The sequence below is a fragment of the Ammoniphilus resinae genome (assembly GCF_017873965.1).
GTDB classification, from domain to species: Bacteria; Bacillota; Bacilli; order Aneurinibacillales; family RAOX-1; genus Ammoniphilus_A; species Ammoniphilus_A resinae.
In genome coordinates this window covers 145,015-171,498 of the sequence record NZ_JAGGKT010000011.1, presented here as the reverse complement: position 1 = coordinate 171,498, position 26,484 = coordinate 145,015, and the positions used below count along the sequence as shown (strand labels likewise).

Annotated in this window: 31 protein-coding genes; 28 read left to right on the top strand and 3 right to left on the bottom strand. The window is 44.6% G+C overall.

Features of this window, described 5'->3' with window-relative positions:
• Window positions 1-3: 3 nt before the first annotated feature.
• The 4 genes from lpdA to J2Z37_RS17330 all read left to right on the top strand — a co-directional run bounded on the left by lpdA (window position 4) and on the right by J2Z37_RS17330 (window position 4,828).
• Window positions 4-1,431, top strand: a complete 1,428-nt coding sequence (gene lpdA, locus J2Z37_RS17345) for a dihydrolipoyl dehydrogenase (RefSeq protein WP_209811552.1) — start codon at window positions 4-6, stop codon at window positions 1,429-1,431.
• Between the two features lie 14 nt (window positions 1,432-1,445).
• Entirely contained in the window at window positions 1,446-2,444 is a 999-nt protein-coding gene (locus J2Z37_RS17340; protein ID WP_209811551.1) for a thiamine pyrophosphate-dependent dehydrogenase E1 component subunit alpha, read from the top strand.
• A 15-nt stretch (window positions 2,445-2,459) separates the two neighbouring features.
• Window positions 2,460-3,443, top strand: a complete 984-nt coding sequence (locus J2Z37_RS17335) for an alpha-ketoacid dehydrogenase subunit beta (RefSeq protein ID WP_209811550.1) — start codon at window positions 2,460-2,462, stop codon at window positions 3,441-3,443.
• A 185-nt stretch (window positions 3,444-3,628) separates the two neighbouring features.
• Window positions 3,629-4,828: a dihydrolipoamide acetyltransferase family protein gene (locus J2Z37_RS17330; protein ID WP_342453849.1), complete on the top strand. Its 1,200-nt coding sequence runs from the start codon at window positions 3,629-3,631 to the stop codon at window positions 4,826-4,828.
• Window positions 4,829-5,017: 189 nt separating this feature from the next.
• On the opposite strand, the gene prli42 is transcribed toward J2Z37_RS17330, so the two are convergent.
• Window positions 5,018-5,113 (bottom strand): stressosome-associated protein Prli42, encoded by a 96-nt coding sequence (gene prli42, locus J2Z37_RS17325; protein WP_209811549.1) that lies wholly within the window; start codon window positions 5,111-5,113, stop codon window positions 5,018-5,020.
• A gap of 185 nt (window positions 5,114-5,298) precedes the next feature.
• On the opposite strand from prli42, the gene J2Z37_RS17320 reads away from it, so the two are divergent.
• The 5 genes from J2Z37_RS17320 to J2Z37_RS17300 are packed head-to-tail and all read left to right on the top strand — an operon-like array spanning window position 5,299 to window position 10,523.
• Window positions 5,299-6,954, top strand: a complete 1,656-nt coding sequence (locus J2Z37_RS17320; protein ID WP_209811548.1) for an acyl-CoA mutase large subunit family protein — start codon at window positions 5,299-5,301, stop codon at window positions 6,952-6,954.
• A 35-nt stretch (window positions 6,955-6,989) separates the two neighbouring features.
• Window positions 6,990-7,388: a cobalamin B12-binding domain-containing protein gene (locus J2Z37_RS17315; RefSeq protein WP_245203880.1), complete on the top strand. Its 399-nt coding sequence runs from the start codon at window positions 6,990-6,992 to the stop codon at window positions 7,386-7,388.
• A gap of 8 nt (window positions 7,389-7,396) precedes the next feature.
• Window positions 7,397-7,822 (top strand): methylmalonyl-CoA epimerase, encoded by a 426-nt coding sequence (gene mce, locus J2Z37_RS17310; protein ID WP_209811573.1) that lies wholly within the window; start codon window positions 7,397-7,399, stop codon window positions 7,820-7,822.
• Window positions 7,823-7,849: 27 nt separating this feature from the next.
• Window positions 7,850-9,391: an acyl-CoA carboxylase subunit beta gene (locus tag J2Z37_RS17305; protein ID WP_209811572.1), complete on the top strand. Its 1,542-nt coding sequence runs from the start codon at window positions 7,850-7,852 to the stop codon at window positions 9,389-9,391.
• Between the two features lie 13 nt (window positions 9,392-9,404).
• Window positions 9,405-10,523, top strand: coding sequence for a M20/M25/M40 family metallo-hydrolase (locus J2Z37_RS17300; protein ID WP_209811547.1), 1,119 nt, complete (start codon window positions 9,405-9,407; stop codon window positions 10,521-10,523).
• 38 nt (window positions 10,524-10,561) lie between these two features.
• Here J2Z37_RS17300 and J2Z37_RS17295 read toward each other — a convergent pair whose 3' ends face one another.
• Window positions 10,562-10,936, bottom strand: a complete 375-nt coding sequence (locus J2Z37_RS17295; RefSeq protein ID WP_209811546.1) for a hypothetical protein — start codon at window positions 10,934-10,936, stop codon at window positions 10,562-10,564.
• Between the two features lie 83 nt (window positions 10,937-11,019).
• Here J2Z37_RS17295 and J2Z37_RS17290 point away from each other — a divergent pair, with 83 nt between their 5' ends.
• On the top strand, window positions 11,020-12,126 hold the full coding sequence (locus J2Z37_RS17290) for a DUF3866 family protein (protein ID WP_209811545.1): 1,107 nt from the start codon (window positions 11,020-11,022) through the stop codon (window positions 12,124-12,126).
• Here the strand turns inward: J2Z37_RS17290 and mciZ are convergent.
• A complete protein-coding gene (mciZ, locus tag J2Z37_RS26145; RefSeq protein WP_209811544.1) occupies window positions 12,077-12,205 on the bottom strand; it encodes a Z-ring formation inhibitor MciZ in 129 nt (42 codons plus the stop codon). The two genes, J2Z37_RS17290 and mciZ, sit on opposite strands and share 50 nt — an antisense overlap.
• Window positions 12,206-12,316: 111 nt before the next feature.
• Between mciZ and J2Z37_RS17280 the strand changes: the two genes are divergently transcribed.
• The 18 genes from J2Z37_RS17280 (at window position 12,317) to J2Z37_RS17195 (ending at window position 26,473) form a co-directional block, all read left to right on the top strand.
• Window positions 12,317-12,865 carry an NUDIX hydrolase gene (locus tag J2Z37_RS17280; RefSeq protein ID WP_425340336.1) on the top strand — a complete coding sequence of 183 codons (549 nt, stop codon included), beginning with the start codon at window positions 12,317-12,319 and terminating at the stop codon, window positions 12,863-12,865.
• Between the two features lie 5 nt (window positions 12,866-12,870).
• Window positions 12,871-14,043 (top strand): endonuclease Q family protein, encoded by a 1,173-nt coding sequence (locus J2Z37_RS17275; protein ID WP_209811542.1) that lies wholly within the window; start codon window positions 12,871-12,873, stop codon window positions 14,041-14,043.
• 60 nt (window positions 14,044-14,103) lie between these two features.
• On the top strand, window positions 14,104-14,745 hold the full coding sequence (gene spoIIM, locus J2Z37_RS17270; RefSeq protein WP_209811541.1) for a stage II sporulation protein M: 642 nt from the start codon (window positions 14,104-14,106) through the stop codon (window positions 14,743-14,745).
• A gap of 288 nt (window positions 14,746-15,033) precedes the next feature.
• Window positions 15,034-15,486: a ferric iron uptake transcriptional regulator gene (gene fur / locus J2Z37_RS17265; protein ID WP_209811540.1), complete on the top strand. Its 453-nt coding sequence runs from the start codon at window positions 15,034-15,036 to the stop codon at window positions 15,484-15,486.
• Between the two features lie 99 nt (window positions 15,487-15,585).
• Window positions 15,586-15,825 (top strand): DUF4227 family protein, encoded by a 240-nt coding sequence (locus tag J2Z37_RS17260; RefSeq protein WP_209811539.1) that lies wholly within the window; start codon window positions 15,586-15,588, stop codon window positions 15,823-15,825.
• Between the two features lie 88 nt (window positions 15,826-15,913).
• The gene (gene xerD, locus J2Z37_RS17255) at window positions 15,914-16,798 is read left to right on the top strand and encodes a site-specific tyrosine recombinase XerD (protein WP_209811538.1); all 885 of its coding nucleotides are present in this window, start codon (window positions 15,914-15,916) and stop codon (window positions 16,796-16,798) included.
• A gap of 109 nt (window positions 16,799-16,907) precedes the next feature.
• Window positions 16,908-18,086, top strand: coding sequence for a phosphopentomutase (gene deoB / locus J2Z37_RS17250; RefSeq protein WP_209811537.1), 1,179 nt, complete (start codon window positions 16,908-16,910; stop codon window positions 18,084-18,086).
• 17 nt (window positions 18,087-18,103) lie between these two features.
• Complete coding sequence (locus J2Z37_RS17245) at window positions 18,104-18,913, top strand: purine-nucleoside phosphorylase (RefSeq protein WP_209811571.1); 810 nt, start codon at window positions 18,104-18,106, stop codon at window positions 18,911-18,913.
• A 110-nt stretch (window positions 18,914-19,023) separates the two neighbouring features.
• A complete protein-coding gene (locus tag J2Z37_RS17240; RefSeq protein ID WP_209811536.1) occupies window positions 19,024-20,187 on the top strand; it encodes a D-alanyl-D-alanine carboxypeptidase family protein in 1,164 nt (387 codons plus the stop codon).
• A 125-nt stretch (window positions 20,188-20,312) separates the two neighbouring features.
• Window positions 20,313-20,663 (top strand): anti-sigma F factor antagonist, encoded by a 351-nt coding sequence (gene spoIIAA / locus J2Z37_RS17235; protein ID WP_209811535.1) that lies wholly within the window; start codon window positions 20,313-20,315, stop codon window positions 20,661-20,663.
• Window positions 20,663-21,112, top strand: coding sequence for an anti-sigma F factor (spoIIAB, locus tag J2Z37_RS17230; RefSeq protein WP_209811534.1), 450 nt, complete (start codon window positions 20,663-20,665; stop codon window positions 21,110-21,112). The genes spoIIAA and spoIIAB overlap by 1 nt, the downstream gene beginning before the upstream one ends.
• A gap of 12 nt (window positions 21,113-21,124) precedes the next feature.
• Entirely contained in the window at window positions 21,125-21,880 is a 756-nt protein-coding gene (gene sigF, locus J2Z37_RS17225; RefSeq protein WP_209811533.1) for an RNA polymerase sporulation sigma factor SigF, read from the top strand.
• A 106-nt stretch (window positions 21,881-21,986) separates the two neighbouring features.
• Complete coding sequence (gene spoVAC / locus J2Z37_RS17220; RefSeq protein ID WP_209811532.1) at window positions 21,987-22,457, top strand: stage V sporulation protein AC; 471 nt, start codon at window positions 21,987-21,989, stop codon at window positions 22,455-22,457.
• 63 nt (window positions 22,458-22,520) lie between these two features.
• The gene (spoVAD, locus tag J2Z37_RS17215) at window positions 22,521-23,537 is read left to right on the top strand and encodes a stage V sporulation protein AD (protein ID WP_245203878.1); all 1,017 of its coding nucleotides are present in this window, start codon (window positions 22,521-22,523) and stop codon (window positions 23,535-23,537) included.
• Window position 23,538: 1 nt separating this feature from the next.
• Complete coding sequence (gene spoVAE, locus J2Z37_RS17210) at window positions 23,539-23,892, top strand: stage V sporulation protein AE (RefSeq protein WP_209811530.1); 354 nt, start codon at window positions 23,539-23,541, stop codon at window positions 23,890-23,892.
• A 9-nt stretch (window positions 23,893-23,901) separates the two neighbouring features.
• The gene (gene spoVAEA / locus J2Z37_RS17205) at window positions 23,902-24,483 is read left to right on the top strand and encodes a stage V sporulation protein SpoVABEA (protein WP_209811529.1); all 582 of its coding nucleotides are present in this window, start codon (window positions 23,902-23,904) and stop codon (window positions 24,481-24,483) included.
• Between the two features lie 124 nt (window positions 24,484-24,607).
• The gene (lysA, locus tag J2Z37_RS17200) at window positions 24,608-25,930 is read left to right on the top strand and encodes a diaminopimelate decarboxylase (RefSeq protein ID WP_209811528.1); all 1,323 of its coding nucleotides are present in this window, start codon (window positions 24,608-24,610) and stop codon (window positions 25,928-25,930) included.
• 105 nt (window positions 25,931-26,035) lie between these two features.
• On the top strand, window positions 26,036-26,473 hold the full coding sequence (locus J2Z37_RS17195; RefSeq protein WP_209811527.1) for a peptidylprolyl isomerase: 438 nt from the start codon (window positions 26,036-26,038) through the stop codon (window positions 26,471-26,473).
• Window positions 26,474-26,484: the final 11 nt, after the last annotated feature.

Below are 26,484 nucleotides of genomic sequence, written 5' to 3'. Positions count from 1 at the left end.
CAATTGCCAGCAGCCAATGAATTTGACCTAGCGATCCTTGGGGGAGGAATCGGGGGATATACTGCCGCAATTCGGGCCAGTCAATTGGGGATGAAGGTGGCCCTTGTCGAAAAGGATAAGCTGGGCGGCACCTGCTTGCATCGGGGATGTATTCCTAGTAAAGCATTGCTCCGGTCCGCAGAAGTCTATCGTCTGATGAAGCAATCCGACGAGTATGGTATCGAGACAGCTAGTATCACTTTGAATTTCCCTAAAATGCAAGAGAGAAAACAAAAGATTGTGGATCAATTACACCGGGGTGTCCAGCATTTATTGAAAAAGGGAAATATTACCGTCTTTCATGGATTGGGTACGATTCTTGGTCCCTCAATCTTTTCTCCACTTACAGGATCCGTTTCTGTGACAAAAGAATTGGGGGATCCGGAAATTCTTGTTCCCAAACATCTGCTTTTGGCTACAGGATCTCGCCCACGAGAGATGGAAGGGTTAGCTTTTGATGGGGAATATATTCTCTCCAGTGATCATGCCTTGCAGCTGGAATCGTTGCCAAATTCCATGCTTATCGTAGGAGCGGGGAGGATTGGCCTGGAATGGGCATCCTTGTTGTCTGATTTAGGGGTCGATGTGGAACTGGTGGAACTGTCTGATCGCATTCTTCCTGGAGAAGACCCAGATATTAGTAAAGAAATGACGAGGATTTTGAAAAAGAGAAAGGTGAAGATTCAAACGGGGGTCACCCTTTTACCCGATTCATTGATCAAGAAAGAGAATTTAATAAGGATCAGGGGGATGGTTGGTGAACAAGAAAAGGAATTTGAAAGTGAAAAGCTGCTCATTACCATAGGCAGATCGGCCAATGTTGAAAATATCGGCTTAGAGAATACAGAGATTCGGGTAGAGCAGGGTGTGGTTGTTGTAAACCAGATGTATCAAACGGATGAATCCCATATTTACGCGGTGGGCGATATGATTGGGGGATTGCAGTTGGCCCATGTAGCTTCCCGTGAAGGGATCATTGCAGTAGAGCATATCGCTGGCCTTCAGCCTTCCCCACTCGATCCTTTAAAGGTGCCAAAGGTAACGTACAGCCGTCCGGAGGTTGCCAGTATTGGATGGAGCGAAAAGGAAGCAGTGGCACAAGGATTTGGTGTGAAAACCGGTATTTTTCCATTTCGTGCATTGGGTAAGGCAGCTGTCGAAGGGGAAACAGATGGTTTTGCTAAGCTTGTCGTCAACCGAGAAACCGAAGATTTGCTAGGCATTCATCTGATCGGTCCCGCTGTATCCAATTTAATCGCGGAAGGAACGCTCGCACAGTTTTTGGATGCCACGCCATGGGAACTTTCTCAAATGGTTCACCCGCACCCATCGCTGGCAGAGGTGTTTTCCGAAGCAGCGTTGGCAGTTGAAGGTAAAGCGATTCATGCGTAGGAGGGAAGAACAGGATGGAAAACAAACATCGGGCACTAGGGTTGTCGGACCAACAAGTCATGGATATGTACTACTACATGATGCTGGCAAGAAGAGTGGATGAACGGATGTGGTTATTGAATCGGTCGGGGAAGATCCCCTTTGTGATTTCCTGCCAAGGGCAAGAAGCTGCACAGGTAGGTGCAGCCTTTGCTTTTGACCGCACAAAAGACTTTGTCTGCCCATATTACCGGGATATGGGAGTTGTCGCGGTATTCGGGATGACGGCAAAGGATCTTCTGCTTTCTGCTTTTGCCAAGGCGGAGGACCCTAATAGTGGCGGCAGACAGATGCCTAGCCATTTTGGCGGTAAAAAATATCGAATCCTTACCGGATCAAGTCCAGTCACTACTCAAGTACCGCATGCCGTGGGAATGGCCTTGGCCGGTCGCATGGAGGGAAAAGACCTCGTTGTTTACACCTCTTTTGGAGAAGGATCGAGTAACCAGGGAGATTTTCATGAGGGAGCCAATTTTGCTGGGGTTCATAAATTACCTGTTATCTTTTTCTGTGAAAATAATAAATATGCGATCTCTGTTCCTTTATCCAAGCAGGTTGCTTGTGAAAGTATCGCTGACCGGGCGATTGGTTACGGCTTCCCCGGGGTGCGTGTGGACGGTAATGATCCACTTGAGGTCTATCGCGTTATGAAGGAAGCCGTCGACCGTGCACGTGACGGTCTAGGCCCTACATTGATTGAGGCGGAAACGTACCGCTTAGTGCCGCATTCTAGTGATGATGATGACCGCTCATACCGAAGTCGCGAGGAAGTTGAGGAAGCTAAGAAAAAGGACCCCATTCCGTTATTTGCCCAGTACCTGAAAGAGGTTGGGGTTTTGACCGAGAAAAAGGAACGGGAGATGGTCGAGAAGGTTATGGATGAAGTGAACGAGGCTACCGTCTACGCAGAAAAGGCACCCTATCCTTCGCCAGAGAGTACGCTTCTTCATGTTTACGAGGAAAAGCAGAAGTGAATGGAGGTTTAAAATATGGCTGTGATTTCCTATATTGAGGCAGTGACTCAAGCTTTAAGAGAAGAGATGTTAAGTGATCAGAAGGTATTTATTTTGGGAGAAGATGTGGGCGTGCGCGGCGGGGTATTTCGTGCAACGGCAGGTCTCTATGAGGAGTTCGGAGCAGACCGTGTGATAGACGCCCCTTTAGCGGAATCGGCGATTGCCGGCGTTGCTATCGGTGCTGCGGCCTATGGGATGCGCCCCGTTGCGGAAATGCAATTTGCGGACTTTATCATGACTGCCGTAAATCAAATTGTCAATGAAGCGGCCAAAATGAGGTATCGTTCCAATGGCGATTGGAATTGTCCTGTTGTGATTCGTGCTCCCTATGGGGGAGGGGTCCATGGGGCTTTGTATCATAGCCAAAGCATTGAAGCGATGTTTTGCCATGTACCAGGGTTAAAGGTAGTTGCCCCCTCGACACCTTACGATGTAAAAGGGATGCTTAAATCTGCGATCCATGACAATGATCCTGTTCTGTTTCTTGAACACAAACGGTGCTATCGCCTGATTAAGGGGGAGGTCCCCGAGTCGGATTATACGGTGCCGATTGGAAAAGCGGATATAAAGCGGGATGGCAGCGATCTTACTGTTTTTTCTTACGGATTGATGTTCCACTATGTTATGCAAGCCGCGGAAAAATTAGCTTTGGAGGGCGTGCAAACCCAGGTTGTGGATCTTAGAACGTTATATCCGCTCGACCGGGAAACGATAATTGCTGCTGCGAAATCCACAGGGAAGGTTTTGATCGTTCACGAAGACAATAAGGAAGGCGGTTTAGGATCTGAAGTATCGGCCGTGATTGCCGAAGAATGTTTGTTTGACCTCGATGCCCCAATCCAAAGATTATGTGGTCCAGATGTCCCCGCTATGCCCTACAGCCCACCTATGGAAAAATTCTTTATGCTCAACCCAGATAAAATTTATCAGGCAATGAAAGAACTAGCTGAGTTTTAAAATGAGCCCCCTAAAGATGATCTTCTGCTAAGAACGCTACGTCCTGTCGTAAAGTCCTCTTCGGGGCAACGGTTACTTCTGAGCAAGCAGAGATATCGACGTAGGGCAGAAGTGTAAGTTACAGAAGTTCGTACATCCTGTACATCATCGTCGAAAAACATAAACCATTTATAAAGGAGGTAACCGTGGTGGAAAAGATTTTCATGCCACAACTGGGAGAAAGTGTAACAGAAGGCACAATTTCCAAGTGGCTTGTTCGGGTTGGGGATCAAGTCAGTCGTTATGATCCGCTCTGTGAAGTAAGTACAGACAAAGTCAATGCCGAGGTTCCTTCTGTGATAGCTGGAAGGATTAGCGAAATAGTTGTTGCGGAAGGAGAAACCGTGGCTGTCGGTGCTTTGATCTGTTATATCGAAGTAGTGGGGGAAAAGACTGCACCTACACAACATCAGATAGCCCCTCCATCCCTGAAGGAGACGAAACCAAGATATTCCCCTGCTGTTTTGCGTATCGCCCAAGATCATCAAATTGATTTAGTGAATGTAACTGGAACAGGTGCTGGTGGGAGGATTACAAGGAAGGACGTTTTAGCCTATCTTGAAGGGAGTTCCGAAACAAAAGCTACTGTCCAGGAGCAGGTTCCCCCCACCCACGAGGAGCAGGCACCCAGTATCCCGTCTACTAAGGACCAGGACCAAATAATACCCATTAACGGTGTGAGAAAGACGATTGCAGAGCGCATGGTGCGGAGTAAGCAGGAGGCACCACATGCCTGGATGGTGATGGAAGCAGATGTCACCAATTTGGTAACCTTTCGGGAAAGGAAAAAAAGCGAGTTTATGGATCGGGAAGGTTTTTCTCTCACTTATCTTCCTTTCTTTATTAAAGCAGTAGTTGAGGCCTTGAAGGAATATCCGATGATTAACTCAGAGTGGACCGACCAGGGGATTGTGGTGAAAAAAGAGATCCATATCTCAATAGCTGTTGCTACTGAAGATGCCTTATTTGTGCCGGTTATTCGCGATGCAGATCAAAAGAGTATATATGGTCTTGCGAGGGAGATAAACCAACTTGTTCGAAAAACGAGAGAGGGAAAGTTGACCGTTGCTAATCTTTCTGGTGGAACTTTCACCGTTAATAATACAGGAGCCTTTGGTTCTGTGATTTCCGCTCCCATTCTTAATCCTCCACAAGCGGCCATTATGAGTGTCGAAAAGATCGTAAAGAAGCCTGTTGTCATAGACAATATGATTGCGCTCCGAGATCAGGTAAACTTGTGTCTATCATTGGATCACCGCGTGCTTGACGGGCTAGTTTGTGGTCGATTCCTGCAAAGTGTGAAGAGGCGGGTTGAAAGTTACGGGGAGGGTACCGAGATTTTTTAATAGGGAATTGGTCAGTGCTTTATGGTTTCTGATCTTTTGATTCTCAGGACCATTTCCTGAGTCGATTTCAAGAGAAAAGTCCTTGAGAAGCAGCCTCAAGGACTTTTCCTAAGTCGAATCCAAGAGAAAAGACCTTAAGAAGCCCCCTCAAGGCTATTTACTGAATCGAATTCATCCCCTATTCCCCGATTAATAGAAAAACCCGACCCCCATAATTAATGTAGATAAAACCATCGTGCCGATGATGAGGTAGACAACGAGCTTGGTAAACTTTTTTGGAATCATAACTCAACCCCCAATACGTATATACTACCTATATTCTATACTGTTCGGACAAACCAGGACAACCTAAAAAACATTGCAAATCAAGATTAGAAGGAATTTCTCCCTCTTTTCTCGAATATAAGAAAAATTGATTATTTTTTTATCGGACTCTCGAAATCTTCAAGGCAAAAGGAGCGAGGACTAGTATGAAGGAGCAATCTTTTCAAGAAAAAAAGGAAGAATGGCAAAAAAATGTGGATAAACGTTTGCAAAAATCTCCCGAAAGACAAAATAGATTTGAAACTTCATCGGGCATTGAAATAGAAAGAGTGTATTTACCAGATGACCCTTCGGAGGGATATGCAGAAAAGGTTGGACTGCCTGGAGAGTACCCTTATACCAGGGGTGTACAGCCAACGATGTACCGCGGTCGTTTGTGGACGATGCGCCAATACGCCGGATTTGGGTCTGCGGAGGAAACGAATCAAAGGTTTAAATATTTGTTGGAACAAGGACAAACCGGCTTAAGCTGTGCTTTCGATCTGCCAACCCAGATCGGCTATGATTCCGATGACACGATGGCAATGGGAGAAGTGGGAAAAGTGGGGGTTGCCATTGACTCTCTGGAAGATATGGAGATACTTCTGGACGGGATTCCACTTGATAAGGTAAGTACATCAATGACGATCAATGCGCCAGCTTCCGTCCTCCTTGCCATGTATATCGCAGTGGGGGAAAAACAAGGTGTGCCTTCTGAGCGTCTGTCAGGAACGGTTCAAAATGATATTTTAAAGGAGTATATTGCAAGAGGCACTTATATTTACCCGCCCGGACCTTCTATGCGTCTGATTACCGATATTTTTGCCTATTGTGCAAAACATGTGCCCAAATGGAATACTATCAGCATCAGTGGATACCACATTCGTGAAGCGGGATCAGATGCCGTTCAAGAAGTTGCCTTTACCTTAGCGGATGCGATTGCTTATGTAAGAGCAGCAATTAAGGCAGGGTTGGAAGTGGATCAGTTTGCTCCACAGCTTTCGTTCTTCTTTAATGGCCATAATCATTTCTTTGAAGAGATTTCGAAATTCCGTGCGGCAAGACGACTATGGGCCAAGATTATGAAAGAAGAGTTTGGCGCGAAAAACCCAAAGTCTTGGCAGCTGCGGGTACACACGCAAACGGGGGGATCCACCTTAACCGCACAACAGCCTGACAACAACATTGTGCGGGTTACGCTCCAAGCTTTGGCAGCCGTGTTGGGTGGCACACAAAGTCTTCATACCAACTCCAAGGATGAGGCGCTTGCCCTCCCGACGGAGGATTCCGCCCGGATTGCCCTCCGAACACAGCAAATCATTGCTTACGAGACAGGGGTTACAGACACCGTTGATCCACTGGCCGGTTCCTATTATGTGGAAAACCTGACAGATCAGATCGAAGAAAAAGTTTTGGAATATCTAAGAAAAATTGATGACCTGGGCGGTGCCGTGGTTGCCGTTGAGCAGGGATACATGCAGCGAGAAATCCATGAAAAGGCCTATCAAACCCAGAAAGCGATTGAAAAGGGCGATATGACGGTTGTCGGGGTTAACCGTTTCCGCCTGGAAGGGGAAAAGCAGCCCGATTTACTCCGCGTAGACCCTACAATCGCCAAACGGCAAAAAGAAAAACTTGCAGCATTGAGGCAGAGAAGGGACCAAGGGAAGGTTGACCAGGCTTTGCGTGCACTAAGAAAAGGCTGTGAGTCAACGGATCAAAATTTAATGCCGTTGATTTTAGAAGCGGTCAAGTCCTATGCGACAATTGGGGAAATTTGCAACACGATGCGTGATGTATTTGGACTCTATCAACCCCATTAAAAAAGGTTGAGCGAAATGAGAGAGGAGTGGGGATAATGGAGAAGATTAGAGTGTTAGTAGCTAAGCCAGGTTTAGATGGTCATGATCGGGGGGCTTTAATTATCGCCCAGGCCCTGCGTGATGCGGGAATGGAAGTTATTTACACAGGTTTACGGCAAACGCCTGCGCAAATTGTTTCCGCTGCGATCGATGAAGATGTTGATGTGATTGGGATTTCCTGCCTTTCTGGTGCCCATAACGAGCTTTTCCCGGAGATTGTTCGACTTCTCCGCGAGCAAGGGGCGGGAGATATTTTAATTGTAGGGGGCGGAGTGATCCCTGATGAAGATATCCCTTTCCTTGAAACACAAGGGATTTCCAAGGTTTTCACGCCTGGAACTACGACAGCGGAGACGATTGAATTTATCCGGGCAAACGTGAGAAAGGAGCGCTAAGAATGGCCATTACGCCTCCGAAGAAGATAAGTCATGTGGGCATCGCTGTGAAGAATTTGGAAGAGACCCTTCCTTTTTATACGGATGTCCTCGGATTGACGCTAGAAGGTTATGAAACAGTTGAGAGTGAAATGGTTCGTGTTGCTTTTTTAACGATTGGGGAAACTCGGTTGGAATTGTTAGAAGCAACCAGCTCGGAAAGTCCAATCGCCAAATTTATTGAAAAAAAAGGCGAAGGGATCCATCATATCGCTTTTCAGATCGAAGAAATTTCCGATCAACTGCAAACGCTTAAAAGTCAAGAAATTCGCTTAATCCATGAAGTGCCGAAGGACGGTGCACATCACAGTTTGGTTGCCTTCCTGCATCCGAAATCGAGTCACGGAGTGCTTGTGGAATTGTGTGAGCCGCAAACAAAGCAGAACGAAAGATAAACAGAATTGGAGAAAATTTTTATGAACATGTATGAAAAAATAGACCAATTAATGGAGAGAAAGAGAAGAGTAGAACTTGGTGGTGGGGATCAGCGTATTGATGCCCAGCATGCGCGCGGAAAACTAACGGCAAGAGAACGGATCGACCTTTTGTTGGACCGGGATTCCTTCGTAGAATTAAATCCATTTATGGAGCATCGGGCTGTCCATTTTGGCATGGATAAAATTGAGGCCCCAGGAGAAGGTGTAGTGACAGGATATGGTAAAATTGAAGGGCGTTTAGTTTATGTATTTGCCCAAGATTTCACCGTGTTTGGCGGTGCCTTAGGGGAAATGCACGCCTTGAAGGTTGCCAAGATCATGGATCTGGCTGCGAAGAATGGCGCGCCGATTATCGGGTTGAACGATTCCGGCGGCGCACGTATTCAGGAGGGGGTAGTTTCCCTGGATGGCTACGGTCATATTTTTTATCGGAATTCTATTTATTCCGGTGTCGTTCCGCAGATTTCTGTGATTATGGGGCCGTGTGCAGGGGGAGCTGTCTATTCGCCAGCGATTACTGACTTTGTATTTATGGTCGAGAAAACGAGCCAGATGTTTATCACTGGACCGAAGGTGATCGAAACGGTTACGGGTGAAAAAATTTCCTCAGAGGATTTAGGTGGAGCCAAAATTCATGGTTCGATCAGCGGGAATGCTCATTTCACCGCGGAATCGGAGCCGGAAGTTCTACAGGAAGTCCGTCGCCTGATTCGCTTTCTTCCACAAAACAACAAGGAAAAACCGCAAATCTTAGATGTTCAACAGGGGGAAGATTGGCGTGAAGAATTAGCCGAAATCGTTCCCGTGGAAGGGACAAAGGTATATGATGTGCGCAAGGTGGTAGAACAGATTGTAGATGATGGCGATTTCATGGAAGTTCAGCCCAAATTTGCCCGCAACATCGTGGTCGGGTTTGCCAGAATTGCCGGCCAAAGTGTGGGGATCATTGCTAACCAGCCGAAGTTCCTTGCTGGTGGTCTTGATATCAATTCTTCGGACAAGCTTTCTCGATTTATCCGTTTTTGTGATTGCTTTAACATCGCATTAATTACCTTCGAGGACGTTACAGGATTCTTCCCCGGGATTAATCAAGAGCATGGGGGAATCATACGTCACGGAGCCAAAATTTTGTATGCCTATTCAGAGGCAACCGTGCCGAAGATTACGGTCATTTTGCGGAAAGCCTTCGGCGGTGCTTACGTTGCCCTGAATTCTAAAGCGATTGGGGCTGATATCGTATATGCCTGGCCGAATGCGGAAATCGCTGTAATGGGTCCTGAAGGGGCTGCCAATATTATCTTCGCTAAAGAAATCGAACAAAGTGAAGACGGGGTCGCTACTCGTTCCGCCAAGATTGCAGAATATCGTGATCGTTTTGCCAATCCTTATGTTGCTGCCGCCCACGGCATGGTGGATGATGTCATTGATCCACGGGAAACAAGAATCAAATTAATCCAGTCTTTGGAGATGCTGCGCAATAAAGAAGAATCAAGACCATATAAAAAACACGGAAATATTCCTTTGTAAGGAGGTTCTTCAGGTGATTAACAAGGAACGCCTGCTGCAGCAATTTTTACAGCTAGTTCAGATTGATAGTGTGACAGGGGCGGAAAGACAAATTTGTGATGAACTGATCGGACAGTTTCAACAACTGGGTTTTCAAGTGATTGAAGATCAAAGCGCTGAAAAAACGGGACATGCCGCAGGAAATATTGTCGCCACTTTGCCTGGAAATAGCTCAGGTCCTATGATTTTCTTTACATCCCATATGGACACGGTGACACCAGGCATTGGGATTAAACCTCGTATTGAAGGGGAATATGTTGTTTCAGATGGTTCCACGATTTTGGGAAGTGATGATAAAGCAGGGGTTGCCGCGATTTTGGAAGGGCTTCGAGTCATTTCGGAATCTAAGCTTCCTCACTCTGGCATTCAGGTATTAATTACTGCAGGAGAGGAATCCGGTTTGGCCGGCTCAAAGGCTCTGGATCCTGGGCTGCTTAAGGCTGAATACGGTTTCGCCTTAGACAGCAGCGGAAAAGTCGGGGACATTATCGTCTCGGCTCCTTTTCAAGCAAAAATGAAGGTGATCGTCCATGGCCGGGCAGCACATGCCGGTGTAAACCCAGAGGACGGGTTGAATGCGATCCAGGTGGCAAGCCGTGCCATCATGAGAATGCCGATTGGCCGGATTGATCAGGAAACAACCGCAAATATCGGAAAGATTGAAGGGGGCCAGGCAACGAACATTGTTTGCCCACGGGTAGAATTCCTTGCTGAAGCCCGCAGTCTAGTTGAAGAAAAGTTGGAACAGCAGTTGGCGAAGATGCAAAAGGCAATAACCATAACGGCCGAAGAATTTCAAACGGCTATCGATGTTCATGTAGAGAAGATGTACCCTGGGTACAAATTTTCCGAGGATGACTTGGTTACGCAAAAAGCCATGGAAGCCATTAAAGCCATTGGCAGGAAACCACAGTTGAAATCAAGTGGTGGGGGCAGTGATGCGAATGCCATCTCCGGATATGGAATCCCGACAGTGAACCTGGCTATTGGTTACGAGGAAATCCATACGACGAACGAGAGAATGCCGGTCGAGGAACTATATAAGGCAGCCGAATTGGTTGTTGCATTGAGCCAAGCCGTGCTGGAAGAATAAGGGGAAATTTTCCCCTTATTTCAGATTCAATCGACCGCTCATACATCCCCATTATTTTCCTCATCCAGCATTTCCTCATATGTTTCTAATACATAAGGCTCGACCAATTCATAATCGCCATATCCTAAATTGGCGTCTATATAGGAGTCACGGTCAATCAGTTCAATTTCTGTGTCTTTGGTATCCTCGTTTTCCAGATGGATCTGATAATATTCTTCAAATCCTTCATCATTTGTGGTGCCGCCAAAGCTTTGCAGAATTTCATAACTGGAAATCCAATCTTCATCGGAAGTATCAACTGTTAGTGTTGAACCATCAACAGTAACTTTATCGATTCCAGTGCCTAAAAGATACTCTTTTACTTTCAATGCTTCATCAGGTGAAGAAAAGTGGGCTTCCATCTGTTTGGCCATACCGAACAACCTCCAGTTTACGGACTTTTCTTCAATGTTCCCTGAATGGGGGAGCACTATGAATCCAGAAAGGGGAATAGGAGATGTTGGTAACAAAAAGAGGTACAGTTCAGGGAATTCTATATGGCGATAGCAAACTGCAAAAAATTTTGGTGGAAATTGGAACAGAAGTGGAAAAGGCCATTGTTTATCCCCCCATTACTGGTTCGGTTCAGATAGGTGATTTGGTCCTTCTAAATACAACGGCGGTAGCACTTAAATTGGGTACAGGAGGGTATCATTTTGTGATGGCCAATCTGTCACAGCCATGCCAAGAGGAACAAAAAGTCTCTAAAAACAAACATATCATGAAGCTTCGGTATACTCCTTTGCAAATCGCCACGGGATCCTGTGAGGAACAGGACAGCCCCTTCCACCAACAGATGGCCTCGCAACAATCGCTGCATGGTATGACGGTGTTGGTTGGTGAATTGCACAGCATGCTCCCAATCGCTGCCACATACATTAAACAGAGTAATAAAGCTTGCCGAATCGTTTATATTATGACTGATAAAGGTGCCCTTCCCCTGGATTTAAGTGATAATGTGTCCGCCTTAAGAGAGCTTGGCATACTTAATGGTACGATCACGATCGGACAATCCTTTGGTGGGGATCTAGAGGCTATCAATATTTATTCCGGCTTAATTGCCGCAAAGCATTTGCTAAAAGCGGATATCGTGTTTGTTTCCATGGGACCAGGTATTGTTGGGACCAGCACAGCGTTGGGATTTTCCGGGATGGAGCAGGTGGAGATTCTTCATGCTGTATCCACGTTGGGAGGCATCCCTGTGCTTGTCCCTCGCGTGAGTGAGGCTGATCAGCGCCGTCGTCATGTTGGTTTAAGCCACCATACTAAAACTGTTCTAAAACATACTCTAAGCTCCGTACATATCCCGATCTTGGAAGAAATAGCCTCCGAAAAAGGAACAGATCGTCATTTTTGGCATATCGGAAAAAGAGAGAAACTTCATCTGTTAAAGGAAATACTAACACGGTTACCTTTTCCCATTAAAACGATGGGCAGGACGATTGAGGAAGATCCGTTATTTTTTTATTCTGTAGCGTTGGCTGCGGATTTCGCAGATTTTGTTGCCAGCAGGACTAATGTCCCTTCTGATGTAAATAGTCTTTCACCGTTATGGTCTGTTTAGACCATGTTTTTAAAAGGGATCTGACTTCCGAAACTTTCCCAACAAATCTGATACAATTAGCTTGATAATAACATTTCATGGCGACAAATCCTTTCTTCAGAGTTCTAACCTCTCACCGGGATGAGGTTGCTTTGTTCTAAAATATGTACAAGCCATACGCGGTAGAACTAAAAATAATTTGCGGGGGTTAATGATGAGTGAGTTGGAAGAAAAAACATTAAAAACAAAAGAAATTTATCATGGGAAAATTATTACGCTTCATTTGGACGAGGTGGAATTGCCAAATGGAAAAACAGCTACGCGGGAAATCGTCAAACATCCAGGGGCAGTTGCTATCATGGCGCTCACTTCGGATCAGCGAATGATTTTTGTACGACAATTCCGCAAGCCTTTGGAGAAAACGATTTTGGAAATTCCGGCAGGAAAATTGGAAAAAGGAGAGGATCCTAAGCGCTGTGCGGAAAGGGAACTGCTGGAGGAAACGGGATACACGGCAAAACAATTAAAACAGATTTCTGCTTTTTACACTTCACCTGGTTTTGCCAATGAATTTCTTTATTTATTCGAAGCAGAGGATCTAGTTTCGGGACAGGCTGAACCTGACGAGGATGAATTTGTGGAGCTTACTCTGTTGAATTTGAAGGAAGCCTTTGAAGCGATCGAACGGGGAGAAATTATTGATGCCAAAACCGTGCTAGCGGTTTATTATTGGCAAAACCAACAACTACAGGGGAAATAGCAGCGATGAAATCATTTTTCGTAGACCTACATATTCATATTGGACGAACTTTCCATGGACAGGCCGTGAAAATAACAGCATCGCGGAATCTCACACTTTCCAATATTATTGAAGAGGCATCCGAAAAAAAAGGAATGGATATGATCGGGATTATTGATTTCCACTCTCCGGGAGTGCTTGAAGAAGTAGATCAGTTGATGGAACAAGGTGTCGTTCATGCACTGGATGGTGGCGGTTTAAGGTATAAAAATACCACTGTTTTACCCGGTTGTGAAGTGGAAATGCGTTTTGAAGAGCTTCGCTGTGCGGCGCATTTTCTTACCTATTTTCCAACGGTGGAGCGAATGAAAAACTTTTCCCATTGGTTGGCGACGAAGGTGAAAAATATCCATCTTAGTACGCAGAGGATGTACGCCTCGATGCAGGAGCTGCAAGAAATCGTTGAAACGGAGCAGGGGATTATGATCCCGGCGCATGTCTTTACACCATTCAAAAGTGTATACGGGAATTGCGCAAACAGCATGAAAGGCTTGCTTGATCTAACAAAAATCCCTGCGATCGAGCTCGGGCTCAGCTCAGACAGCGAAATGGCGGATCACATAAGTGAGTTGTATGATAAAACCTTTGTCACCAACTCTGATGCCCATTCCTTAGCCAAAATAGGGCGGGAGTATCAAAAAATGTGGCTAGAAGAATGCAATTTTGCTGAATTGAAACAAGCGCTATGGAGGCAAAATGGTCGCAAGGTTCTGGCGAACTACGGACTGCAGCCGAAGTTGGGTAAATATCATTACACCCGTTGTGCAGCTTGTGATGAATTGATCCGAGAAGAATCAGAGCAGAGATGCCCTTATTGCGGACACACTTCCTTGATCAAAGGGGTGTTTAATCGCCTACAAGAGATTGCAGATTTAAAACAGCCTGTCCATCCACCGCACCGTCCGCCGTACGTTTATCAGGTGCCCTTAGAATTCATCCCAAATCTCGGCCCGAAAAAAATACAAGCCCTCTTGGCCGCTTATCAAACAGAGATGAAGATCCTTCATGAGGTCTCGCAAGAGGATTTAAGTCAAGTCGTAGGGGAGGATATTGCTCGAACGATTATCCTTAATCGTGAAGGGAATATTTCTTTTGTTGAGGGTGGAGGAGGCAAGTACGGGAAAATCATCACACACTAGCATCATATTCTGGCATCCCTTGCATATAGATTTTATATAGGTCGCGAGGGAGGATTGAAGATGGGAACGACGAGAATTGGACAAACTATCAGTTTACACGTGAAAGAAAATATATCTCTCTATTTATTTACGATTGTTCTGTTCACCATGGGGGTCTGTTTTGGGGCGGTGATTGTTAATTCCTTGGAGCAACAGCAAAAGCATGATTTGATGAATTATTTGGGACAGTTTTTCACTGAATTTAAGCAGGGGACCAATGTCGATCCACAAACCGCTTTCCAACAATCCTTTGGTCAATATATTAAGTATGTTGGATTTATGTGGATTCTGGGGCTCTCGATTATTGGTCTTCCGATTATTCTTATTATGGTTTTTCTCAAAGGATTGGTTGTCGGATTCACGGTGGGCTTTATGATTAATCAATGGCATTGGAACGGTTTGCTGCTGGCTGGAGCTTCTGTTCTTCCGCAGAATCTGTTGGTCATCCCAGCTGTAATTATTATTGGTACAGCAGGTGTCTCGTTTTCGTTACGCTTGATCAGATCTCGCTTTATACGTCGGGGTGAAGCGGTTTCGCCCTACTTTTTCCGTTATTCCGCGTTGGTCCTGTTTGTCGTGATATTATTGTGTGGGGCATCCATTCTTGAGGCGATTTTATCTCCTCTTTTAATGAAGCCAATCGCGGCAAGTTTATTGTCTTAATGAAAACGATGATCCGGCATTAACGGGCAGTAACCCCCCCACATCAAAACTTTCGATACGAAGTGGGGAGGGGATAACTGCCCGTAAATGCTAGGGTAAGTGCAACTAACCATCAGAGGGGGATAAGGGGCCCCTTCTGATGGAAGTTTTCTTTATTGACTTCCCTTGTCTGCCTCTTCTATAATAATCACAATAGTACTCGCTGAAAGTGATATCCTTGACACAATCTACATCTTCATGATTAGATTGATACATAATGAGAAAGTCAGGGTGTAGGAGGAGTCGCACGTGGAAGAACGGATTGAGCGAATCAAACAACAGTTACATTCTCATGGCTACAAGCTTACACCACAAAGGGAAGCCACGGTTAAAGTCCTCCTTGAAAACGAAGAGGATCATCTTAGCGCCGAGGATGTTTATCTTCTTGTAAAGGAAAAAGCACCGGAGATTGGTTTAGCCACTGTATATCGTACACTTGAGCTTCTGAGTGAGTTGAAAGTGATTCACAAAATAAATTTTGGTGATGGCGTAGCAAGATACGAGTTTCGTGCGGAAAATGCCGCACATCATCATCATCACCTAATATGCATACAATGTGGAACCGTTGATGAGATTGTGGAGGACCTTCTTGGTGACGTCGAGAAAATGGTGGAAAGGGATTTTAACTTTGAAATCACTGACCACCGGTTAACTTTCCACGGGATTTGTCATCGTTGCAAAGCTGAGTCTGAATCAGAATAAAAAGCCTTCGGGCTTTTTTTTTGTATAATTTTCCCATCCCAGGAATAGAATGAAACTAACTTGTCCGAATTGATACGAAAGTCTAGGTGGTGGCAGGCCATGTTTATTTCCTTACGCAGACTGTTCGAACTGCTCCGTTTCCTCATTCTATTCGCTGTCTTAACGTTTATTTTTTTCAGTATCATTTCTTTTTTTTCAGATGTGGTGAAACCCAGTAATCCTTATCATAAACCGGAAGGGCGTGCGGTCAAGGTAATTAAAATTGACGACCACCTCTATCGCCCTGGTGATCACGAGATGGTTGACCGCCTGAAGTTTTTTTATTGGTATGGTGAATGAGAAAATTATATGTCTTGGCAGGAAATTTTCATGTTTTATGGAATTAGATTCATATTGGAATTTTTAAATGATCAAAGGAGCATCAGGAATGGAAGCATGGCTGCATAAATTCATGGATTATCTTCATACAGAAAAAGGTCTTGCTAAGAATTCAATTGATTCTTATCGCAGAGATGTGATATCTTACCTACTTTTTCTTGAGACTAGACATGTTTCCGATCTTAGAAAGGCAACCGATGCGGAAATTGCACAATACCTATATCTTTTAAAGGAAAAAGGTCGAGCACCTTCTACGATCTCGCGAAATATTGCTTCTCTCCGGTCATTTTATTTTTTTCTGATGAGGGAGAAAGCAGTGGACCGGGATCCATCGATCCATCTGGAAATACCAAAGGTAGAGAAAAAGCTTCCGCGAATCCTTACCATACACGAGGTGGAGTGGCTACTTGGCGCACCTGTGGAATCAGATGCTGCAGGGTTGCGGGACAAGGCTATGTTGGAATTGTTGTATGCCTCTGGGGCAAAGGTATCAGAGCTTTTATCTTTAAACATGGTGGATGTGAATACCGATTTAGGATTTGTCAAGTGTTCAAATAAAATGAGAGAACGGTTCATTCCTCTCGGAAAATTTGCGGCCCAGACTCTTGAAAAATATCTTTCACAGGGGAGATCGGAATTTAGCAGGGATCAAGGGGAACAAGCCCTATTTCTCAACCACCACGGAAAGAGGCTATCTAGACAAGGATTTTGGAAGTTAATCAAAAAATATGCGTTAAAGGCAGGGATCAGTGTCGACATCACCCCACATACCTTACGGCATTCTTTTGCTGCACATCTTTTGGAGAATGGGGCAGATTTACGTGCTGTGCAAGAGATGTTGGGCCATGCCGATCTCTCGACCACCCAAATCTATACACAACTTACGAAATTAAAGATTCGCGATGAATATAAGAAGGCGCATCCTAGAGCTTAGGTCGTTCGGTAAGGGACTAATTTTAGTACCAACTGAACGGCTTTTTTTTCCGAAAAAGCATATTGTTTATGGAGATAATAGACACATAATAATCAGGGGAGTGAAAAAAATGGATTTTCAACGAGTTTTTTTGATTGTGTTAGATAGTGTAGGAATTGGAGAATTACCGGATGCGGATCAATTTAATGATCGAGGTGCTCACACTCTCGGCCATATCGCTGAAAAGATGGAACGCCTTCATGTTCCCCATCTTGAACGGTTGGGACTAGGGAAGATTGCCCCGTTGCAGGGAGTTTCTGCAGAGGTTTCAGCAATGGCCTACTATGGAAAAATGGCAGAGATTTCGGTAGGAAAAGACACGAGTACGGGACATTGGGAAATCATGGGGCTCCATGTAAAAACCCCTTTTCCAACTTATCCAAACGGCTTTCCCCAGCCTTTAATTGAGGAATTTTCCAAGAGGATCGGGCGCGGCGTCTTAGGGAATAAACCGGCCTCAGGGACGGAAATTATTGCAGAATTAGGGGAACAACACATAAAAACAGGCGATGTGATTGTTTATACATCAGCAGATTCCGTTTTTCAAATTGCTGCCCACGAAGAGATCGTACCGCTCGAGGAGTTATACCGTATATGTGAAGTCGCTAGAGAGATGACTTTGGAAGGTGAGTATCCAGTCCTTCGTGTGATTGCCAGACCTTTTGTCGGCGCCCCTGGTCATTTTACCCGTACAGCAAACCGTCACGATTATTCCGTGACCCCACCCGGTTTAACTGTGATGAATCGGTTAGTAGATGAGGGCTTTGAATCGATCGCTATCGGAAAAATTTCCGACATTTACGCCGGTATGGGTGTGACAGATTCGATGAAAACCAAAAGCAATATGGATGGGGTGGACAAATTTTTGGATGTAATGGAGCGGGATTTTCAAGGCTTAGCGTTTGTCAATTTGGTGGATTTTGATGCTTTGTTTGGTCATCGCCGAGATCCTCATGGGTATGGACGTGCTATCGAAGAATTTGATGCCCGAGTTCCAGAAATTCTCTCTAAATTAAAGGATAATGATCTTCTGATCATCACTGCTGACCACGGAAATGATCCCATCCATCATGGGACAGATCACACAAGGGAATACGTTCCACTTCTCGTTTACCATACAAAGATTGACCAGGCAGAAAGCTTGGGTGTTCGTGAAACCTTTGCCGATGTGGGGGCAACCATTGCAGATAATTTTGGGGTAACGATGCCAAGTATTGGGAAGAGTTTTCTTCAGGTGGTCAAAAAATAAGGGGGAGTTTTCAGATGATGGATCAAATTAATGAGAGTGCAAATTTTATTAGATCCAGGTACAAGGATACACCGGAAATTGGCCTGATTTTAGGTTCGGGACTGGGGATGCTGGCAGATGAAATCACCGAGAGCACCAAAATCCCTTATCAAGAGATTCCCAATTTCCCGGTCTCCACGGTAGTCGGACACAAAGGACAATTTGTATTCGGAAGTCTCAAAGGGAAAAAAGTAGCGGCCCTTCAAGGTCGATTTCATTATTACGAGGGGTACCCGTTATCGGTGGTGACGTTTCCAGTGCGGGTGATGGCAGCCCTTGGAGTGAAAACCTTAATTGTCACGAATGCGGCAGGAGGGGTGAATACGGATTTTCAACCGGGTGATTTAATGCTGATCACCGACCACTTGAATCTGACTTCTCAAAATCCATTAATCGGTACTAATGATCAACGCTTGGGAGAGAGATTTCCTGATATGTCCAATGCTTATACCAAAGACCTGCTTGCTATTGCGGAAAAAGTAGCCAAAGAACAAGGGGTTGAAACCCGTCACGGGGTGTATGCCGGCTTGAGTGGACCTAGCTATGAAACACCAGCAGAAATTCGTATGCTGCGGACGCTGGGTGCCGATGCCGTAGGGATGTCCACGGTACCGGAAGTGATCGTTGCACGTCATAATGGTCTAGGTGTTCTCGGGATTTCGTGTATCAGTAACATGGCTGCAGGAATTTTGTCGCAGCCTTTATCCCATCAAGAAGTCATGGAGACTGCCGAAAAGGTAAGAGAGAAGTTTTTGACCCTAGTAACAGGGATTATTGAAAAGATATAGTTTAAGAAAAATTAGTTTCACCTTTTTGTTATAATTATCCATTCTTTTGACGACAATAGAAATTGAGATTGTGTAGATGCCCTATTATTTCTATTAGTCGGAGGTCAGTTATGCAAAAGAAAGTTGCATTTTTGCTTGCTTTGATGCTTTGTTTAAGTCCTGCTGTCAGTTTAGCAGAAGAAAATGCCCAAGTTCATTTAGCAGCAAACGCTAAATCTGCGATCTTGTTAGATGTCGATACTGGAACCGTAATTTATGAAAAAAACGCTCATGAGAAGCTGCCTCCGGCAAGTATCACGAAGGTCATGACGATGCTGCTGATCATGGAGGCATTGGAACGGGGAGAAATAAAACTTTCAGACAAAGTACGAACAAGTGAATACGCAGCATCGATGGGTGGATCCCAGATTTTTCTAGAACCGGGAGAAATGATGAGCGTTGAGGAAATGCTGAAAGGAATCGCTGTTGCCTCGGGTAATGATGCATCTGTTGCGATGGCTGAACATTTGGCGGGGACCGAGGAGGCGTTTATCAAGAAGATGAACGAACGGGCAAAGGAATTGGGACTCCAAAATACCCATTTTGTTAACACCAATGGATTGCCTGCGGAAAATCATTATTCTTCGGCCCATGACATTGCATTGATGTCCAGAGAATTACTCAAACATGAGGAAATTACAAAGTATACAAGCATTTATCAGGACTACCTTCGGAAGGATTCCAACCGTCCCTTTTGGTTAGTGAATACAAATAAGCTCGTCCGTTTTTATCCTGGTGCAGATGGATTGAAAACGGGTTATACAGCAGAAGCTAAGTATTGTTTATCTGCTACCGCGAAAAAGGACAACATGCGGGTTGTAGCGGTCGTAATGGGTGAACCCAATTCGAAAACAAGAAATAGTGAAATCACACAAATGTTTGATTATGCTTTTGCTAGTTATCAATCACATCCTTTTGTTAAAAAAGGGGAAGCGATAACTAAGATTGAGATTAATAAAGGTTCTCTTTCTGAAATGAATTTGACTGCACCCCATCATTTTGGAATTCTCACGAAAAAAGGGGAGTCCATCAACGATTATGAAAAGGAAATCGTAGTGAACCCAATGGTGGATGCTCCGATCAAACAAGGAGAAATCCTTGGACATATGTTTGTCAAAAAGAATGGAAAAGAAGTTGCCAGACTAGATTTGGTTGCTGAACAGTCGGTCAGCAAGGCAACCTGGTGGGAATTGATGAAAAGGTCAACGAAGCGTATGATTCTTGGGCTAGAATAAAGATCGCAACGAGATGCCGCATTTTGACAAGGTATCTCGTTTTTTTTCTAGTTTTGTCGACTGGCAGGAATTGGCTTTTTCCTTGTAGAAAGTATCTCTAGATCGAACTACAAGGAGTGAGGGATTTGAGTCTGCACATTGATCAACAGGTTGTTGCCGATGTTTTGATCGTCCGCCTGCGAGGTGAACTGGATCACCATTCTGCTGACGAGTTAAGACAACAGATGGAGGAAAAAATTCTAAAAGGAAGTGTTCGCAATATTATCCTGAGTCTGGAACATCTACATTTCATGGATAGTTCTGGTCTTGGCGTAATCCTAGGGCGGTACAAGCAGATTACTGGGCGTGGCGGAGAAATGGTTGTATGTTCTATCAACCCATTTATCCACCGTTTGTTCGAATTATCAGGCCTCTTTAAGATTTTAAAAATTAGAGAAAATGAAGATGAAGCACTTCAGCTGTTGGGGGTGGCCTAATGATGAACAACAAAAATTTTATGCAGCTGCAGTTTTCGGCAAGAAGTGAAAACGAAAGTTTTGCACGAGTAGCTGTTGCCTCTTTTGTTTCAAAGTTGGATTTGACATTGGACGAACTCGAAGAAATTAAAACAGCCGTTTCCGAGGCCGTTACCAATTCAATCATTCATGGCTATGATGAAGATCCTGAACAAATCGTAATAGTTACAGCAGGTTACACGGATGAATCCATTGAAATTATGATTGAAGACCACGGGAAAGGGATCGTGGACATTGAGGAAGCAAGACAGCCCCTTTTCACCACCAAACCTGAGCTGGAACGCTCTGGAATGGGCTTTACCATTATGGAGAACTTCATGGATTCTATCGAAATTTTAACAGGTGTTAACAAAGGAACGAAGGTTATTTTACATAAAAATTTAGTAAAAAACAAAGCAATCTGCAACTAGGAGATAATGCCTATGGAGACAGATGTTCGAAACGCGAATCATCCCTATCTGACCGATGAAGAAGTGAAAATTTTAATACAAGACAGCCAAAACGGGAACCAAGAGGCCAGAGAAAAACTTGTAAACTGCAATATACGTTTAGTCTGGTCGGTAGTTCAGCGTTTTCTTAACCGCGGTTATGAGGCGGATGATCTTTTCCAGATTGGTTGCATTGGTTTGCTGAAAGCCGTGGATAAGTTCGATCTCTCTTACGATGTGAAGTTTTCGACGTATGCAGTTCCCATGATTATCGGGGAAATTCAACGGTTTTTACGCGACGATGGAACCTTAAAAGTCAGCCGTTCCTTAAAGGAAATGGCAAATAAGGTGCGCAGAACAAAGGATGATCTGTCCAAAAGGATTGGGCGTATTCCCACAGTCGGAGAAATTGCCAAAGAATTGGGGGTTACACCGGAAGAGGTGGTTTTTGCCCAAGAGGCAAGCCGCGCACCATCCTCCATCCATGAAACCGTTTTTGAAAATGATGGGGACCCTATCACCTTAATGGACCAAATCTCTGACAGTGACGAAGGAAAGTGGTTTGAAAAAATAGCCCTTAAAGAGGCCATCAACAAGCTGTCCGACCGGGAAAGACTGATCGTTTACTTGCGTTATTTCCGCGACCAAACCCAGTCCGAAGTGGCCGAAAGGCTAGGGATTTCCCAGGTTCAAGTATCACGACTGGAAAAGAAAATTTTGAAGATGATTAAAGACCAAATCGAGTTTTAGCGATTTGGTTTTTCTTTTTTGGGTCACCAAATATTAACTCTTATATCCAAACGAATTAGAGGAAGGATAACCAATACACTAAAAGTCCAAAGTGAGGTATTAATGGATGGCTGAAAGAACCAAGCAGATCAAGTTTCAACTAAATAGAGAAACTTATTCTAAGGAAACTGCAGCGTATAAACCTAAAAAGAATGTCCTATGGAACTCCTTGAAGGCCTTTCTTGTGGGTGGTTTTATTTGCATGCTGGGGCAGTTGATCGCGAATTTTTATATGATGTATTTCAATTTCACAGAAAGATCGGCAGGTAATCCGACCGTGGCCACTTTAATCTTTATCGCTGTACTTCTAACAGGGTTTGGCGTATATGATGTTTTGGGCCAGTTTGCGGGGGCGGGATCAGCTGTTCCAGTCACGGGATTTGCAAATTCAGTAGCGGCAGCAGCGATAGAGCATCGGAGTGAAGGTTACGTTCTTGGAGTAGCGGGAAATATGTTTAAGCTTGCAGGGGCTGTTATTGTGTATGGAGTAGTGGCTTCTTTCGTTGTTGTTCTAATCAAGAAATTGATCGTCGGATAATCCTGAATCCTTCTCAAGTCTTTCTAAGACAAAGGTCAAAGAAAAATGGGCGGAGGGAAAAGAATGCAAAATGTAAAGAAACTTGGACGACAAACCTGGCTATTTTCAAAGGAGATACGTATTTTGGGCTCTGCAGTAGCTGTTGGACCCTTGGAAGGCCAGGGCCCTTTGGGTAAAGAGTTTGATCATATTCATTCCGATAATTACGCTAGTCAGAATTCATGGGAGAAAGCGGAGCGAACCATGATGAGAGATGCGGCAGACTCCGCTTTATCAAAAAGTTCGCTCGCAAAAGATCAAATTGATGTAATGCTTGCTGGTGATTTGCTGAACCAGATTATAACATCAAATTATACAGCACATGAGTTGTCTATCCCCTTTTTGGGACTATTCGGTGCCTGTTCTACTTCCATGGAGGGACTCGCCTTGGCTGCGGCATTAGTTGACAGTGGCTTTGCGCAATATGCTTTGACGGGGTGCAGCAGTCATAACTCAACGGCAGAGCGGCAATTCCGTTATCCTACTGAATACGGAGGGCAAAAACCGCCTTATGCGCAATGGACAGTAACGGGCGCAGGGGCTGCTGTGGTTGGTGAAGGTCCATATGGACCCAAAATTACACACGCAACGATTGGAAAGGTCATCGATTTGGGAATTAAAGATCCATTTGATATGGGAACAGCAATGGCTCCTGCAGCAGTGGATACGATTAAAACCCATTTTCAGGATCTTGAGAGAGGACCTCACGACTATGATTTGATTGTCACAGGTGATCTGGGAAGAGTCGGCTATGCCATATTAAAGGATATTCTTGCGGATCAAGGTTATAATATGACTCCTGTTTACAACGATTGTGGAATCATGATTTACAGCGCCGACCAGGATGTATTTTCTGGGGGAAGTGGATGTGCGTGCAGCGCCGTAGTAACTTACAGTCACATTGTGAATGGATTAAATAAGGGCAAATATTCTAGGGTGTTGGTTGTAGCAACAGGTGCCTTATTTAGTCCAGTCAGCTTTCAGCAGGGCGAGTCTATCCCTTGTATAGCACATGGTGTTGTTCTGGAAGGGGGACGGTAGGATGGAGCAGTTACTGATTGCCTTTGTAGTTGGGGGACTTATTTGTGTAGTCGGCCAATTACTAATGGATCTTACGAGAATGACTCCTGCACACGTCATGAGTTCCTTGGTTGTCGTAGGTGTTGTACTTGATGGGTTGGGATTGTATGACCCGTTGATCGATTTCGCCGGGGCAGGGGCAACTGTCCCGATTACCAGCTTTGGGCATGCCTTGTACCACGGGGCATGGGCAGAAGCGGAAACCCATGGATTGATCGGGATTATTACGGGGATTTTTGAAGTGCCAAGCGCAGGGATCTCTGCCGCCATCGTTTTTGGATTCCTTGGATCATTAGTGTTTAAGCCAAAGGGGTGACCTAAATCAATGGAAGAGAAACGGGATATTGTTATCATCACAGATGGAGACCATGTAGCACAACAAGCTGTTGAAATTGTCGCAAAGAAGGTAAATGGACGCTGTATTTCTCGTTCAGGAGGAAATCCCACTCCTTTATCCGGTGAAGAAATAGTGGAACAAATCATGCGGGCAAAATATGATCCTGTGCTGGTTATGTTTGACGACAATGGAAACTGTGAAGAAGGGGATGCAGAACGCGCCCTGGAATTTGTAGCCAATCACGAAGATATCAATCTTTTGGGAATTGTTGCCGTTGCTTCCAATACTCCGCTTGTAGACGGTGTAAAGGTAGATGTTTGTATCAACGGGAACGGAGCAATCACCGGATTTGCCGTGGATAAAGATGGGATTGAGCATAAAAATATGGAAGCCCATATTTCGGGGGATACAGTCGATGTTTTAAATCGCGTTGAGGCTCCAATCATTGTAGGAGTAGGGGATGTTGGGAAAATGCAAGGAAAAGACCACCCTATCCACGGCGCGCCGATTACGACAAAAGCTGTAGAATATATTTTGCAGAAAAGCGGGTATGATGTGGGAGAAAGTTAGGCAAACTGGTTGTCACCGATTCGAACACATGGTATATTTTATAGATATAATTGACCTTTCAATCTTTTACGGATAGTTTTTAAACAGAGATTTCATTTGTTTTTTTCGGGTGAGGAGGACGCTCATGTATTTACACGGAAACAGTAGAATTAATGAAAAAGGCCATCTTGAAATAGGTGGTTGTGATACCGTAGAATTAGTTAACAAATTTGGTACCCCATTATTTGTTTACGATGAAAATTTAATCAGAGAAAAATCCAGAGCTTACAAGGAAGCCTTCCAAAAATCCGGGTTTTCCTATCAGGTTGCCTACGCAAGTAAAGCTTTTATGTCACTTGCCATGTGCAGGGTAGCTGCAGATGAAGGATTATCCCTTGACGTTGTATCCGGCGGGGAACTTTATACGGCACTAAAAGCGGATTTTCCTGTAGAGCGAATCCATTTTCACGGGAATAATAAAACGATCGAAGAAATGGAAATGGCTTTAGATGCAGGAATTGGCTGCTTCGTAGTAGACAACTTTCACGAGCTTGAGGTGTTGCACGCCTTAGGGCAAGAACGCGGGAAAAAAGTGAATATCCTTTTGCGTTTGACTCCGGGTGTTTCAGCACATACGCATGAATATATTTCTACAGGCCAGGAAGATTCGAAGTTTGGCTTCAGCATCCATACTGGGCAAGCTCTTGAAGCGATCAAGCAAGCGTTGAAAATGGAATATTACAACGTTTTAGGAGTTCATTCCCATATCGGTTCGCAAATTTTTGAGACTGTTGGCTTTGTTGAAGCAGTTCGGAAGTTATCTGACTTTTTATTCCATCTTCGTGGCGAGACCGGTTATGAGATTAAAGTACTCAATCTAGGCGGAGGTTTTGGAATCCGCTATACGGAAGAAGATACGCCTTTAACGGCTGATCAATACATCCTTCCGGTGACAGACGAAGTGAAGAAACAGTTTGAAATTGCGGGCTATGCTCTTCCGGAAATCTGGATTGAACCAGGCCGTAGTATTGTTGGGGATGCAGGAACGACCTTGTATAAGATTGGTTCCGTAAAAACAATCCCTGGCGTTCGCAAATATGTAGCAGTTGATGGAGGAATGACCGATAATATTCGTCCTGCCCTTTATCAATCCCGCTATGAAGCGACGTTAGCAAATCGGGCTCAGGATGAGGCTGAAGAAGTGGTTTCCATTGCCGGTAAGTGCTGTGAATCAGGAGATATGCTTATCTGGGATATTAACTTGCCTGTCGTTGCACCAGGAGATCTATTGGCTGTTTCCTGTACAGGAGCTTATGGTTATGCCATGGCAAACAACTACAACCGAATTGCTAGACCAGCCGTTGTGTTTGTTAAAGATGGGCAAGCAGAGGTTGTCATCGCCAGGGAAACCATGGATGATCTTGTCAAACTCGATCGCATACCAACGAATATGATGGCTTCGAAATAAGAGAGGGGATCCCCTCTCTTTTTTTGTACGGTTTTCTTTTTGTTCCTTTTTAGCGTATAATCAAATGGTACAATTTACATAAACGCTTGAAGGGAGTTCTTACATATGAGCAAATACGCAGTAGTTGATCTAGAAAAAGGCGGACAAGTGAAAATTGAACTGTTTCCAAACGAAGCACCTGGGACAGTTTCTAACTTTGAAAAGCTAATTAACGAAGGGTTCTACAATGGACTGAATTTTCACCGTGTAATCCCAGGTTTTGTAGCCCAAGGTGGATGCCCACATGGTACAGGTACTGGCGGTCCTGGATACACTATCAAATGTGAAACAGCAGGAAATCCTCATAAGCATGTACGGGGTTCCCTTTCTATGGCCCACGCTGGAAAGGATACGGGTGGATCCCAATTCTTTATCGTATACGAGCCACAACCACATTTAAATGGCGTTCATACCGTTTTTGGACAAGTGGTTGAAGGAATGGAACATGTGGATCAGATTAGACCAGGCGACAAAATGAAAGAAGTGAAAGTAGTCGAAGAATAAACAGAATTTTG

Excerpts from the sequence above, each read along its gene's own strand:
- J2Z37_RS17335 (WP_209811550.1), top strand. The coding sequence starts at position 2,460 with ATGGCTGTGATTTCCTATATTGAGGCAGTGACTCAAGCTTTAAGAGAA.
- J2Z37_RS17280 (WP_425340336.1), top strand. The coding sequence starts at position 12,317 with ATGATGAGTGAGTTGGAAGAAAAAACATTAAAAACAAAAGAAATTTAT.
- J2Z37_RS17340 (WP_209811551.1), top strand. The coding sequence starts at position 1,446 with ATGGAAAACAAACATCGGGCACTAGGGTTGTCGGACCAACAAGTCATG.
- J2Z37_RS17245 (WP_209811571.1), top strand. The coding sequence starts at position 18,104 with ATGGATCAAATTAATGAGAGTGCAAATTTTATTAGATCCAGGTACAAG.
- spoIIAB (WP_209811534.1), top strand. The coding sequence starts at position 20,663 with ATGATGAACAACAAAAATTTTATGCAGCTGCAGTTTTCGGCAAGAAGT.
- mciZ (WP_209811544.1), bottom strand. The coding sequence starts at position 12,205 with ATGAAATGTTATTATCAAGCTAATTGTATCAGATTTGTTGGGAAAGTT.
- J2Z37_RS17260 (WP_209811539.1), top strand. The coding sequence starts at position 15,586 with ATGTTTATTTCCTTACGCAGACTGTTCGAACTGCTCCGTTTCCTCATT.
- spoVAE (WP_209811530.1), top strand. The coding sequence starts at position 23,539 with ATGGAGCAGTTACTGATTGCCTTTGTAGTTGGGGGACTTATTTGTGTA.
- xerD (WP_209811538.1), top strand. The coding sequence starts at position 15,914 with ATGGAAGCATGGCTGCATAAATTCATGGATTATCTTCATACAGAAAAA.
- J2Z37_RS17320 (WP_209811548.1), top strand. The coding sequence starts at position 5,299 with ATGAAGGAGCAATCTTTTCAAGAAAAAAAGGAAGAATGGCAAAAAAAT.
- J2Z37_RS17305 (WP_209811572.1), top strand. The coding sequence starts at position 7,850 with ATGTATGAAAAAATAGACCAATTAATGGAGAGAAAGAGAAGAGTAGAA.
- deoB (WP_209811537.1), top strand. The coding sequence starts at position 16,908 with ATGGATTTTCAACGAGTTTTTTTGATTGTGTTAGATAGTGTAGGAATT.
- spoVAEA (WP_209811529.1), top strand. The coding sequence starts at position 23,902 with ATGGAAGAGAAACGGGATATTGTTATCATCACAGATGGAGACCATGTA.
- J2Z37_RS17240 (WP_209811536.1), top strand. The coding sequence starts at position 19,024 with ATGCAAAAGAAAGTTGCATTTTTGCTTGCTTTGATGCTTTGTTTAAGT.
- lysA (WP_209811528.1), top strand. The coding sequence starts at position 24,608 with ATGTATTTACACGGAAACAGTAGAATTAATGAAAAAGGCCATCTTGAA.
- spoVAC (WP_209811532.1), top strand. The coding sequence starts at position 21,987 with ATGGCTGAAAGAACCAAGCAGATCAAGTTTCAACTAAATAGAGAAACT.
- sigF (WP_209811533.1), top strand. The coding sequence starts at position 21,125 with ATGGAGACAGATGTTCGAAACGCGAATCATCCCTATCTGACCGATGAA.
- spoIIM (WP_209811541.1), top strand. The coding sequence starts at position 14,104 with ATGGGAACGACGAGAATTGGACAAACTATCAGTTTACACGTGAAAGAA.
- prli42 (WP_209811549.1), bottom strand. The coding sequence starts at position 5,113 with ATGATTCCAAAAAAGTTTACCAAGCTCGTTGTCTACCTCATCATCGGC.
- J2Z37_RS17315 (WP_245203880.1), top strand. The coding sequence starts at position 6,990 with ATGGAGAAGATTAGAGTGTTAGTAGCTAAGCCAGGTTTAGATGGTCAT.
- spoVAD (WP_245203878.1), top strand. The coding sequence starts at position 22,521 with ATGCAAAATGTAAAGAAACTTGGACGACAAACCTGGCTATTTTCAAAG.
- J2Z37_RS17195 (WP_209811527.1), top strand. The coding sequence starts at position 26,036 with ATGAGCAAATACGCAGTAGTTGATCTAGAAAAAGGCGGACAAGTGAAA.
- J2Z37_RS17295 (WP_209811546.1), bottom strand. The coding sequence starts at position 10,936 with ATGGCCAAACAGATGGAAGCCCACTTTTCTTCACCTGATGAAGCATTG.
- J2Z37_RS17290 (WP_209811545.1), top strand. The coding sequence starts at position 11,020 with ATGTTGGTAACAAAAAGAGGTACAGTTCAGGGAATTCTATATGGCGAT.
- J2Z37_RS17275 (WP_209811542.1), top strand. The coding sequence starts at position 12,871 with ATGAAATCATTTTTCGTAGACCTACATATTCATATTGGACGAACTTTC.